Origin of the sequence: Candidatus Phytoplasma pruni, assembly GCF_001277135.1 — a bacterium.
Lineage (GTDB): Bacteria > Bacillota_I > Bacilli_A > Acholeplasmatales > Acholeplasmataceae > Phytoplasma > Phytoplasma pruni.
Window position 1 is genome coordinate 53,194 of sequence record NZ_LHCF01000002.1, and the last position, 13,428, is coordinate 66,621.

Annotated in this window: 11 protein-coding genes; all 11 read left to right on the top strand. The window is 28.6% G+C overall.

The genetic code is table 11. The features are described from left to right. Window positions 1–341: 341 nt before the first annotated feature. The 11 genes from prfB to CPX_RS00720 all read left to right on the top strand — a co-directional run bounded on the left by prfB (window position 342) and on the right by CPX_RS00720 (window position 13,383). On the top strand, window positions 342–1,442 hold the full coding sequence (prfB, locus tag CPX_RS00680; protein WP_053521339.1) for a peptide chain release factor 2: 1,101 nt from the start codon (window positions 342–344) through the stop codon (window positions 1,440–1,442). A 118-nt stretch (window positions 1,443–1,560) separates the two neighbouring features. After that, window positions 1,561–2,235: a YitT family protein gene (locus CPX_RS00685; RefSeq protein WP_235443174.1), complete on the top strand. Its 675-nt coding sequence runs from the start codon at window positions 1,561–1,563 to the stop codon at window positions 2,233–2,235. Window positions 2,236–2,301: 66 nt separating this feature from the next. Then, window positions 2,302–4,113, top strand: coding sequence for a nitrilase-related carbon-nitrogen hydrolase (locus CPX_RS00690; RefSeq protein ID WP_053521341.1), 1,812 nt, complete (start codon window positions 2,302–2,304; stop codon window positions 4,111–4,113). A 33-nt stretch (window positions 4,114–4,146) separates the two neighbouring features. Next, window positions 4,147–5,289 (top strand): tRNA 2-thiouridine(34) synthase MnmA, encoded by a 1,143-nt coding sequence (gene mnmA / locus CPX_RS00695; RefSeq protein ID WP_053521342.1) that lies wholly within the window; start codon window positions 4,147–4,149, stop codon window positions 5,287–5,289. A 57-nt stretch (window positions 5,290–5,346) separates the two neighbouring features. Next, window positions 5,347–7,041, top strand: a complete 1,695-nt coding sequence (locus tag CPX_RS00700; protein WP_235443175.1) for a RelA/SpoT family protein — start codon at window positions 5,347–5,349, stop codon at window positions 7,039–7,041. After that, window positions 7,007–7,582 (top strand): ACT domain-containing protein, encoded by a 576-nt coding sequence (locus tag CPX_RS03195; RefSeq protein WP_235443176.1) that lies wholly within the window; start codon window positions 7,007–7,009, stop codon window positions 7,580–7,582. Before CPX_RS00700 ends, CPX_RS03195 begins: the two co-directional genes overlap by 35 nt. Window positions 7,583–7,589: 7 nt before the next feature. Next, window positions 7,590–8,879 carry a histidine--tRNA ligase gene (hisS, locus tag CPX_RS00705; RefSeq protein ID WP_235443177.1) on the top strand — a complete coding sequence of 430 codons (1,290 nt, stop codon included), beginning with the start codon at window positions 7,590–7,592 and terminating at the stop codon, window positions 8,877–8,879. Next, entirely contained in the window at window positions 8,854–10,605 is a 1,752-nt protein-coding gene (gene aspS / locus CPX_RS00710; protein ID WP_053521344.1) for an aspartate--tRNA ligase, read from the top strand. The genes hisS and aspS overlap by 26 nt, the downstream gene beginning before the upstream one ends. 579 nt (window positions 10,606–11,184) lie before the next feature. Then, window positions 11,185–11,337 (top strand): hypothetical protein, encoded by a 153-nt coding sequence (locus CPX_RS03025; protein ID WP_161802329.1) that lies wholly within the window; start codon window positions 11,185–11,187, stop codon window positions 11,335–11,337. Window positions 11,338–11,454: 117 nt separating this feature from the next. Then, entirely contained in the window at window positions 11,455–11,745 is a 291-nt protein-coding gene (locus tag CPX_RS00715; RefSeq protein WP_053521345.1) for a hypothetical protein, read from the top strand. Between the two features lie 249 nt (window positions 11,746–11,994). Next, the gene (locus CPX_RS00720) at window positions 11,995–13,383 is read left to right on the top strand and encodes a hypothetical protein (RefSeq protein WP_053521346.1); all 1,389 of its coding nucleotides are present in this window, start codon (window positions 11,995–11,997) and stop codon (window positions 13,381–13,383) included. Window positions 13,384–13,428 lie beyond the last annotated feature (45 nt).

Sequence of the window (13,428 nt, forward strand, 5' to 3'; positions counted from 1 at the left end):
GTTGGCAAATTTGGCGGCACATTCCTTTATATTTAACCCCCCACAAAGACTTATATGATTGAAATTTAAAAAAAATTATTAAACAAAAAAAACTATATGATAAATATTTAATTATTAAGATATGATGTAGGTTTTTCTTTTCTTACGATTCCCCAAGCGATGACAAAATTTTCAGATAAAAATTAAAAATAATTTGCTTTCTTATGAAAAAGAAGTTTTGCTTAATGTTAGTATTTTTTTAAAATTAGAATATTTGCAAATGTTCTAATTTTAAAAAGAAACTTTTGATAAACCTTCATTGCATAAAAAAGGACAAAATTTTTAATACGGAGAAAAACGAAATGGAAAGATATGAAATTAATCAAACTCTAACCACTTTGCAAACTGTTTTGCACAATTTAGAACAAAAAATAGATTTAGAAGACAAGAAAAAACAAATAAACGATTTAATGGCTTTAATGGAAAAACCTAATTTTTGGACTGAAAATAAAGACGCTATTGATATTAGTCAAAAACTTCATCAACTAAAAAATAAAATTTCTAATTTTAATTCTTTAAAGAAAAAATACGATGATTTGGCGACTTTATTTGAACTAGTAGAAAATGAAAACGATAATGATTTTCTTTTCCTTATTGCAGAGTTAAAACAAATTCAAAAAGAAATTAAAGATTTTGAAATTGAAGTTTTATTGAATCAACCTTATGACGAAAATAACGCTATTTTAATTTTACATTCAGGCGCTGGCGGAACCGAGTCGCAAGATTGGTGTGAAATGTTAACACGAATGTACCAAAAGTACGCTCAAAGAAAAAAATTTCAATACGAAATTCTTCATTCTCAACAAGGCGAAGAAGCAGGTTTAAAAACGGCGACTATCTTAATTAAAGGTCCGTACGCTTACGGATATTTAAAAGCCGAAAGAGGTGTTCATCGTTTGGTGAGAGTATCTCCTTTTGATTCCGGCGCAAGAAGACACACTTCTTTTGCTTCTTGTGAGGTTTTACCTGAAATTAACGAAGATATTCAAATTGAGATTAAAGATGAAGATATCAAAGTAGATGTTTATCGCAGTAGTGGTGCTGGCGGACAACATGTTAATACGACGGATTCTGCGGTAAGAATTACTCATTTACCGACCAACACTGTTGTGACTTGTCAAAACGAAAGAAGTCAAATTAAAAATAGAGAAAAAGCTTTACAAATTTTAAAAACCAAATTATTGCAAATAGCTTTAAAAGAACAAGAAGAAAGTAAAAAAAACTTTAACGGAGAACAAAAAGATATTAGTTGGGGTTCTCAGATTAGAAGTTATGTTTTTCACCCTTATCAAATGGTAAAAGACCATCGCACGAATTATGAATATTTTCAAATTGACGCTGTAATGGATGGTTTTTTAGATGATTTTATTAACGCTTTTTTGAGGCAAAAAAACGATTCTTAATAATAAAAAAACCTCATTAGAAAGGAGTATAAAACGATTATTCAATCTTTTTATATAATAATTATTTATGGACGCCAATATTTCCAACAAGAAAAATAACATTAAAAAATGGACAAGTTTGATTTTAAATGATATTGTCTTATCTATCGCTATTTATTTCTTTTTAATTTCTACTAATTTAAACATAGGAGGAATGGATGGCTTAGCTATGTTGATGGAAAAATTGGTTAAACCCTATTTATTTTCAAAAAGTTTTTCTAATATTTCTATTTTTATTTTCCTCGCTCAAGTATTTTCCTTAATAGTTGGTTGGAAAGCTTTTGGCAAAGAATTCTTCACTAAAACCGCTTTTTTAGTTATTATTTTAATTGTCAGCGTTCCTCTTTTTGATTTGTTAACTGGCGAGAATAAAGGCAAGATTTTTGATTTATTACATATAAAAAACATATACGTTCAATTAGTTATTGCTTCTCTGATGAGCGGTCTTCTGATTGGAACTACGTTGGCAAACATTCGAAACCACGGTTATACTACTGGGGGAATGGATGTTTTTCATAAACTTTTAAAAGATAAGTTTAAAATTAATTTCATTATTATTTTATTTATGACTGATGGTGTTTTAGTTTCAATTGATTCTTTATTAAAAAGTATGGAAAATAAAAAAGAATTTGATGGAAAAGTTTTTTTGGAAACTGGGATTAGATTGTTATTGTCTTATATAACTATCACTATTATTGGTTATATCATGGAAAAGAAAAATAAAATTAACGTTGATATTGCCGATAACAAATAAAAAAGTCTTCAATTCTGAAAATAAAACACCGCATTAGAACTCAATATTAGGAAGGTTTTTCAACCCATGTATAACAACGGTTTTATTAAAATAGAATTATCCAATCCTGATTTGCACATCGGGAATCCCTTTAAGAATGCTGAAAGTATTCTTGAAGTTCTTAACCACAGCAAAGCTAGCTTTGTTTTATTTCCTGAATTATTTTTAAGTAGTTATACAGCTGGAGATTTATTTTTTGAAATTACTTTTTATCAGGAAGTTTTAGAATCTTTACAATTTCTCATGGAAAAGACCGTTTTTGAAGGCGTTTATTTAGTAGGAATCCCTTTCTTTTTGGAAGAAGTTTTATTCAATGTCGCTGTGGTAATTCAAAAAGATAAAATTTTAGGCATTGTTCCTAAACACACTATTCCTAATTATAAAGAATTTAGCGAAAAAAGATGGTTTCATTCTGGCAAAACTATCCAAACACAAGAGATTGATTTTTTAGGACAAAAAGTACCTGTCGGTAATATTTTGTTTATTAATAAACAATTCGATATCAGTTTTGGGGTGGAGATTTGTCAAGATTTATGGACTATTGAATCTCCTAGTGATTTATTAGCTTTAAATGGAGCGGAATTGATTTTTAACTTATCTTCTTCTACCGAACATATCGGTAAAAAAGAAATGCGCAAAAACGCGGTTATTAATCATTCTCGTAAACATATTGGTGGTTATTTTTACACTAGTAGTGGAATTACAGAATCATCTACTGATGTTCTTTTTTCTAATCATAAAATAGCCGCTGTTTTCGGTAATTTAATTGGTGAAAAAGATTTATTTAACCAAGATGATACTAGCTTAGTCGTTGATGTTTGCATTGATTCTATCAAACACCAAAGAAGAATTGATACCACTTTAGGGGACCAAAAAATCGGCAAAGAATATCCTTTTTTTAAAGCTTATTTCGATATTAAAGAATATGATAATTATGAATTTGAAAAACCTTTCTACCAAAAACCTTTCGTGGAAATGAATGATTTAGAGGAACAATTAAAACTAGCGAACCATATTCAGTTTTTATCTTTACAAAGTAAATTATCGCATATTAAAAATGTGAAAGTGATTTTAAAATTAGCTTCGCGTTCGAACGAATTATTATCCCTTTTGGCGGTTATACAAAGTTTTCAAGCTAGTAAAAAAACACTAGATGATTTGATTGTGATTATGGAAGATGAAAAAGATTTTCAACCTGATTTTGTTGCATTGATTAAAAACTTTTTAAACAACTTAGGGATTAAAAATATTCTTCTGGATAATGAGGTTCATCAACCTCAAGTTAAAGAGCAGTTTAGCAAAAAATTGATCCATCACGCTTTAAGTAAGTTTACCCCAAATCCTCTGATGTTGGATGATTCACAAATTTTAGTGTTAGAAAGTGATAATTTGTCCGATACGGCTTTAGGAAAAGTAAGTGAAAGAATGGATTATTACGATCAATTGTATAATGTTAATGTTGGTTTAAGCCAAACTTTCATGACTGAATTGATTTTTTTTCATTTGAATAAACCTATCATTCCTATTCCTCCTGAATTAAAAGTTTTTTACCAAGAACAGATAGAAAAATTTTTAACCCCTAATATCATCATAGAAGATTTTATTTTATATCATCATTTAAAAAATAATTTTTCTAAAGCAAAAATCGCTTTTTTAATTGAACACACTTTCGCTTTAAATGCGGAAGAAAGTTTAGTTTTAGTGCAAAATTATTTAAAAACTTTTTATCAGGTGCAATACAAAAGGCAACAAATGTCCCCAGGTCCTAAAATTTTAGAAAATAGCCTTTCACCGAGAACGGAATTTAAGTTACCTATTAATTTCCAACGAAAAGAGTGAAAAACAGAATTTATAGAAATAGAAGTATAAAATATGAAAAAAAAAGTGATTGTTGGTTTATCAGGTGGAGTTGATAGTAGCGTCACGGCTTTATTATTAAAACAACAAGGTTATGAGGTAGAAGGTATTTTTATGCGTAATTGGGATAGTAGTTTGAATTATGATGTTCAAGGTAATCCTAATGTTAATGATGATGTTTGCCCTCAAACAGCCGATTTTAATGATGCTGCTGCCATCGCCAAACAATTAGATATTAAATTTCATCAAGTTGATTTTTCCGAAGAATATTGGGACCAAGTGTTTTCATATTTTTTAAAATTATTAAAACAAAATTTAACCCCTAATCCTGATGTTTTATGCAATAATCAAATTAAATTTCTCACTTTTATCGAATATGCCGAACAATTCAATCCTGATTTTATCGCTATGGGGCATTATGCCAATATTACTCATGAAAAAAATCAACCCATCTTAACTAAAGCTTGGGACGATACTAAAGACCAAACTTATTTTTTATCTCAACTTAAACAAAAACAATTAGATAAAATTCTTTTCCCTTTAGGAAAAATGAATAAAAAAGAAGTCAGAGAAATCGCGGCTAAAAATTCTTTAATAACAGCGAGAAAAAAAGACTCCACTGGTATTTGTTTTATCGGAGAACGCAAATTCAGTTCTTTTTTAAAAAATTATATTCCTGCTAAAAAAGGCCCTATTAAAGATATGAATGGTAAGTTGTTTCAAGAACATGAAGGCGTTTTTAATTATACTATTGGTCAAAGAAAAGGTCTTAATTTAGGGGTTACTCAAGAAAATCAAGCCCCTTGGTTTGTTGTGGGTAAAGAATTACCTACCAATACTTTGTTTGTGGACCAAAGTTATGACAGTCCTTACCTTTATAGCGATGCAGCTTTAATCATTGATGTGGTATGGAGAAATTATGGTGTTTATCAAAATCATGGTAAAATGAAGATGATGGCTAAATTTCGTTATCGTCAACCCGATCAAGAAGTGGAACTTGTTTGGTTGGATAAAACAACTTTAAAAGTGTATTATCCCCAAAAAATCAAAGCTGTTACGCCAGGGCAAATAGCGGCTTTTTATAAAGATGATTTTTGTCTAGGAGCGGGAATGATTAAAGAAGTTTATTATCAAGAGAAAAAACTTTCATATGTTTAAACATTTTTTATCCTTTAAAAAAGATGTTTTAAAAATTCAAAAAAATAGGTGATTAAAGTGCTTTTTAATACTACTGAAACCCATAACATAGAAAAAAAAGTTCATGAAGAAGTTTTATTCCAAGAATTGATGCAAAAAGTAAAAAAATACATTCATGAAAAAACAGTCTTAGATAAAATTAATCAAGCTTATTTATTGGCTAAAAAACAACATACAAATCAAAAAAGAGTAACAGGTGAAAATTTCATTATTCACCCTATTTCTGTTGCTATTATTTTAGCTGATTTGAATAGTGAACCCAATACTTTAATGGCTGGTTTATTACACGATTCTTTAGAAGATACGGATTTAACTTTTGATGAATTAAAGGATTTTTTAGGGGAAGATGTGGCTTATATAGTGAAAAGCACCACTAAATTAGCTAAACTTAGTTTTAACCCTAAACAAAGACAAGTAGAAAACCATCAAAAACTTTTTTTAGCTATGGCTAATGATATTAGAGTAGTTTTAGTAAAAATAGCAGATAGACTACATAATATGCAGACTTTAAAAGAAATGAAGCCTGAAAAACAATTACATATTTCCCAAGAAACATTAGATATTTATGTTCCTTTAACCCATCGTTTAGGTCTTTTTCAAATTAAATCTCAATTAGAAGATTTAACTTTTAGATATATGAACCCTAAAGAATATTACCGCATTTCTAACTTAATTAACGCTAAAAAAAATGAACGCGAAAATTCTATCCAAAATATTATTAAAAATATTAAATCTTTATTTTATAAGTCCGGCATTACTGATTTTTCCATTAGCGGACGTAGTAAAAATATTTATAGTATTTATAAAAAGATGAACCAAGGACAAGTTAGTTTTGACGAAATTTTTGACTTATTAGCGGTTCGTATTATTGTGGATAAAGTAGATGTATGTTATCAATGTTTAGGCCTTATTCACGCTCATTATTCTCCTTTACCAAGGAGATTTAAGGATTATATCGTTGTTCCAAAGCCTAATTTATACCAAGCCCTTCATAACACGGTTTTAGCCAAAGATGGTTCTATTTTTGAAATCCAAATCAAAACTAAAGAAATGGATGAAATTGCCGAAAAAGGAATCGCCGCCCATTGGGGTTATAAAGAAAATAAAGTTTATTCCAAAGACAATAAACAGTTGGAAATAGCGCAAAAATTAAGATGGTACCAAGATTTAATTAAAATCACCAAAGATACTAAAAATAAATCTCTACAAAATTCCAAAAATTTAGTAGATTCTATTAAAAATGATATTTTAAGCAAAAATGTTTATGTTTTTACACCGAAACAAGAAGTATTCGAATTTCCAGAAGGTTCCACACCTATTGATTTTGCTTTCCGTATACATTCTATGATTGGTTTTACCATGACAGGCGCTATTGTGAACGAAAAAATCGTTCCTCTTGATTATAAGCTGAAAAACGGTGATATTATTTCTATTAAAACAAATAAAAACGTTTTTAGAGTGCATAAGGATTGGTTGAGGATAGCAAAAACTTCTTATGTTAAAAAATTCATTACAAATTTTTTAAATAAACAGAAAAAAGAAGTTTTAACTTTAATCCAAAATGGTAAAGAAATTTTAGATAAAGAATTGCAAGCACAAAAGAAAGATTTTAAAATTGACCACAATTTTGTTAGAAAAAGTTTTCACAAGCAATCTATTCAAAATGTTCATGAATTATATGAAGCTTTGGGAAGAAAAAAAAATCACTCCTGATGTGGTGCTCGCTAAAATCAATTCTTTTGAAGAAATACGCAAAGAATACAATAAAGAACAAATTTCAAAAAAATTGAAAAAATTCACTTATGAAAACGAAACAGGTGTTTTTATTGAAGGATTAAATAAAACTAAATTAAAATTAGCGAATTGTTGCAATCCTATTTTTGGCGAAGAAATAGTGGGTTTTATTACCAAAGATAAAGGCACCAATGTTCACCGTAAAGATTGTGTTAATTTACAACAATACGATTCTAACCGTCTTATTGTCGCTCATTGGCGCCAAAATTATCAATTAAAATACGCCACTTGGCTTTTGATTATTGGTTCTTATAGTTCTTCTTTAATTGCTAATATTACTGATAAAGCTAACGCTTTAGGAATTCATATTTCTAAAATAAACATGATTAATAATAATAAATTATCAGAAACCACTATTAAACTGCAAATACTAGTAAAAAATATTTCTGAAATGGAAAAATTAATTTCTCATTTATTACAATTATCTAATATTTATCAAATTTATAGAGGAACAAATTAAAAGGTTTATGGTTAAAAAAATAAAAGGGACTCACGATTTATTTTATGATGAGATGTCTAAATGGCAGTTTATCGAAAAGAAACTTAAAACTCTTTTGGAAGCGTACAATTTTCAGGAAATAAGAACTCCTATTATCGAATATAAAGAAGTTTTTTATCGTGCTACCGAACAATCCGATATTGTTAAGAAAGAAACTTATCAATTTCACGATAAAAAAGGTAGATTAATAGCTTTAAGACCGGAAGGGACGGCTTCTGTTATTAGAAGTTATATCGAAAATAAATTGGATTTTCAAAACGAGTTAACTAAATTATATTATTTAGGTCCTTTTTTTCGTTATGAAAGACCACAAAAAGGTCGATATCGTCAATTCCATCAAATAGGCGTTGAAGCCATTGGTGTACCTAATTCTTTATCCGAAGTAGAAGTTATTATTTTAGCTTATGAATCTTTGTTAACTTTAGGACTCAAGAATGTTAAAATTAAAATCAACACTTTAGGGGACCTTCCTACTCGTCAAAAATTTTTAACTATTTTTAAGAATTATATTGACCAAAATACTCAAGATTTATGTAGTTTATGTTTAGAAAGAAAAGAAAAAAATGTTTTACGTATTTTTGATTGTAAACAATGTTCCCAAAAAGAGGTTTTAAAAAAAGCTCCTTTAATTTTAGATCACCTTTCTGTAGAAGTTAAAAATAAATTTAACCATGTTTTAGAACTTTTAAAAGAAGCTCGGGTTAATTACGAAATAGACCCTCTTTTGGTAAGAGGTCTAGATTATTACACAGATACAGTTTTTGAAATTGCCGCTAATGACGCCACTAACCAAAATGATTTAGTTTTAGGTGGCGGTGGCAATTATAACGAATTAACCGAAATTTTTGGCGGTAAAAAAACTAATTGTATTGGCTTTGCTTTGGGAATAGAACGTTTAATGATTGCCATGGAAGAGAATCATTTATTCCCTTATGTCAGTTCCTCTGTTTTAGATGTTTATTTATTAGCGTTAGACCAAGAAGCTTTAAAACCAACCTTTATGTTGATGCAAAAAATCCGTCAACATAGTCTACAAACTAACATGAATTATGAAACAGGTCATTTCAATAAAAAGTTAAAAAAAGCTTTACAAACTAACCCTAAATACATTCTTTTTATTGGTCAAAAAGAATTAAAAGATAACGTCTTAACGGTTAAAAATATAGCAGAAAAAAAAGAATATAAATTTTCACCAGAACAAACAATCAATTTTTTAATAAAGGAATTAACAAGTGAAAACAAAATATATTTACGATAATAACGAGATAACCCTTAACCAAAAAGGCGAAAAAGTCTTTTTAAAAGGTTGGATCGAAAGAAAAAGAAATTTAGGTAATAAACTTTTTATTGATTTAAGAGATGTTTCGGGGATAGTTCAATTAGTGGTACTTAACAATCATCCTCAATATCAACAAATTGCTTTAACTAAAATCGAAACAGTGGTTGACGTTAAAGGCGCAGTGATCGAAAGAATAAATAAAAACCCTAATTTAACGACCGGTGAAATCGAAGTTTTAGTGCAAGAAATGTCTTTTCTTTCTGAAGCGGAGCACATACCTTTAAGCATTGTGGAAAAAAACGAAGCTTTAGAAGATTATCGTTTAAAATATCGTTATTTAGATTTAAGAAAAAAAGATAAAAAAAGTTTTTTAATTCAAAGGCACGAAATTACTCAAAACATTAGACAAACTCTTTTAAATAATAAATTTTTTGAATTAGAAACTCCTTTATTATCAAAATCAACTCCTGAAGGGGCGAGAGATTATTTAGTTCCTTCGCGCATTCATCCTCATCATTTTTACGCTTTGCCTCAGTCTCCGCAAATTTACAAACAATTATATATGATTTCTGGCTTTGAAAGATATTTTCAAATAGCTCGTTGTTTTAGAGATGAAGATTTAAGATCAGATAGACAACCAGAATTTACTCAAATAGATATTGAGACTTCATTTTTCAGTCAAGAAGATTTAATGAATTTAACTGAAGAAATTATGACGAATTTGTTTGCCGAAATATTAAACAAACCTTTGCCCACTCCTTTAGAACGTCTGTCTTTCCAAGAAACTATGAACTTGTATGGTTCAGATAAACCTGATTTAAGGTTTGATTTAAAGATCGAACCTTTAAAGACTTATTTTAAAGAAGATTTCGTTAATGCAGAAGGAACCGAGAAAACCATTAAAGGGATTAAATTAAATTCTTCCCTCCCTTTAAACCTTTTAACAAGAAAAAAAATAGACGAATATAAACATTTGATCAAAACCCAATTTAATTTAAATTTAAATCTTTTTAAAAAAAAAGACAATACTTTAAAAGGTAATTTAAGTCAATTTGTTAATGATGCTTCTTTTTTAGAAGAAGACGAATGGTGCTTTGTTATTAGTAACGATTTAAAGGACCTTTCTTCAGAAAATCATTTATTAAAAACATTAGGTTTTTTGAGAAATAAATTAGGTCATAATTTGAATTTAATCGACCCTAATCAAGAATCTTTATTGTGGATAGTGGATTTTCCTTTGTTTGAATTTAATTCAGAAGATAATCGTTATTACGCTATGCATCATCCTTTTACAGCCTCTTCAGATATTAATATTTTAGAAAAACACCCTGAAAAAGCTCAAGCTCAAGCTTATGATTTAGTGTGGAATGGTTATGAAATTGGAGGAGGTTCTTTGAGGAATTATCAAAGCCACGTGCAAGAATTAATGTTTCAAAAATTAGGTTTTAGCAAAGAAGAAGTTCAAAATCGTTTTGGTTTTTTAATAGAAGCGCTAAAATACGGCACTCCTCCACATGGAGGCATCGCTTTAGGATTAGACCGTTTAGTGATGTTATTTACTAAAACGAATAATATTAAAAATGTTATTGCCTTCCCTAAAACTCAAAGTGCTCAAGATTTAATGATGGAAACGCCTAATTTAGTTGATCAAGAACAATTAGATGTTTTAAACATTCAATTAAAAAAGGACGCTGAAAAGAAATAAAATAGTATAATATTAAAAGATCCCTAAATATGGGATCTTTTTTCTATATCAAAACTTTTAGAAAGAAAATGACTTTTTTCCTTGACTTTTGAAAAAGAAGGTTTATAATATAAATAATCATATCGATTAAACGAAAGATTTTAGTCAGGGCGTTTTGGCATGGTTAAGGAGAGGAAAGAATGAAATGATGGGCTATCATATTGTATTTAATATAAAAAATATTTCCAATATTTTGATATAGAAAAAATATAAATATGAAAGAGAGATAAAAATTAAAATTAAAAAATAATTTGAAATATTCTTTTGAAATTTTTCTAATATTTTTTACGTTGTTTTTATTGTTATTTAAATCAAAAGATTTACTTACGGTCGCGCCTCTCTTTTACAGAAAGATCAATTAAAAAAACAAAAGTTATTCATGTAGTTTTAAACAAAAATAACACTTCTTCGGATGTTTTAAATTATATTAAAACCGACATTAACCCTTCTTATAATGGCAGCGTTTCTTCAAGCACTTCTTATAATAAAGAAAAAGATGGCAATATGTAATGGTATATCAAAAACGATGACGAAGAATTTATGGGCGTTTATTTTGACGGCGGTAACAGAGAAGGAAAAGATCATTTTTACGAATTTGTTGATTTAAGATGGTTAGGAAATGGTTCTGCAAAAATGTATTTTTTTTGGAAATTTGACACACCAGAGAAAAACCAAATAGCAAGAGCAAATTAATAAAAGGATCTCATTTTTTACAAACCTCGCAGGAAAATATATAGCCAAAGAAATTTATAAAAAATTATTTAAAAAAGTTGTTGCAAAAACTCCAATTCCCGAACCTTTTTTATAAAAGTGGCTACTTCAGCAGCTAAGGATGCGGCCATCAAACAAGTTTTTGAAGTTATTGAATTACTTATAGAAAATAATCCAAATGCTTTAGAATTGGTCAATAATATAATAATAATTCCTATTGAAAATGTGGCTATGGGAATTACTGATTTGGTTGATTATGTTCCGATAATTTGTAACGTTACAGGACTAGGTTGCGAAATTTATCAAACATATTCGACAGTTACAGACACTCCAACAGAAATGTTACGTAAAACTGGAAAAACCTTCAGTTCGAGAGTAAATAGGTTTTAAAACTCCACAGTTTTTGTAGACACTTCAAAGCGTGCGCAAACAGGTTAAATAGTCGCTTCTAAACAATTTTCTTGCCCTTTCGGACTATTAAATAATTGATGGATATCAGAATGAGAATAGTTTTTTTATTGTATAATAAAAGTGTATTTAATGATATTTTTCATTTTTTTGACTTTCTCAATTCTTATTTTGTTAAAGATAAACTCAATAATTTCAAATGAATAAAATTTCACACAGAAGAGGAAATATTTGCAACCGCCACAAGATAATAACAATAATAGTTATGCTTTGACTAAATTTTTTTTAATCCCTATTTTATCATTATTGCTTGTTATTGCGTTTCTATTTGTCTTTTATAAACTTCATCAACCATATATAGATACTTCTTTATCAGCGGATAATATAAAGGAATATCATTACAACACTAAAGAATCTAATCAAAATATGGATATTGATAGCGAAATAAATGAATACGATCCTATCACAGGCAATTTAATTAAAACCATTTTCACCGAAGGAAATGTTAAAGAATATGACCCTATCACAGGTCATTTAGTTCAAGAAAAATTCTCTAACGGCTATATTAAAAAATATAACGATCAACAACAAGTCATTAAAGAGATTTTACCTAATAAAGTTAAAATTTATTACGAATATGATCCAGAAACGCAGTCTTTATTAAGGATTGTAGTTAACGATTTTAAAACTTTTCAATATGACCTTAAGACCGGTAAAATAGAAAAAATTTTACTTTCTGATGGAACCATCACCGAATTTAACACGGAAGATAATCAGTTTCAACAAGAAATTTCCCCCGATAAAACTATTAAAAAATTAAAAGGGGATATAATGGAGATTATTTTCCCTACAGGATGGGCAAGAGAATATGACGTTATTAAGGGACATTTATTAAAAGAAATCACGCCCAAAGGCGTTGTTAAAGAATACCGTAATATTTTAAATCAAGAAATTTTGCCAAACGGAAACATCAGAATATACGAAGATAATAGTGTGAAAGAAGTTTCTTCAGAAAATAAAATTATTACAGAATATGATATTAACACTAAAAGAATAAAAAAAATTATTCACCCGAATGGCGATGTTAAAGAATTTAGCTTGTATAAAAACCATTTACAAAAAGAAATTTTATCAGACGGAACGATCAAAGAATATAATATTGACAATAACATTCTTATTAAAGAGTTTTTACCTGATAAATCTATTAAAGAATATGATCCGAAAAAGGGTTTTTTATTGAAACATACTTTACCAGATGGAAATGTTTTACAATCGATACCAGATTTTGATCCTGATAGTCATAAATTAATTAAAATCTGTTTGCCGGATAAAACGATCATCGAAATGGATGCAGAAAAAGACCTTATCATAAGAGAAATTACTTCAGATAAAACCGTTAAAGAAACTATTTTCGGTTATGAACCAGAAACTAATAAATTGGTTAAAATTATCTTTCCTAATGGTCATATTAAAGAGTTTGATCCTATAAAAGACTATCTAATTAAAGAAGTTTTGTCTAACGGAATAACCATTGATTATGAATACGACCCTCTAACGGATGTTTTATTAAAAACCGTTTCCTCTGATGGTCAAATTATTGATTACCAATTAACCGAATAAATCGTTACTATAATAAATTAATACCTACTATATATACCCAAAAAA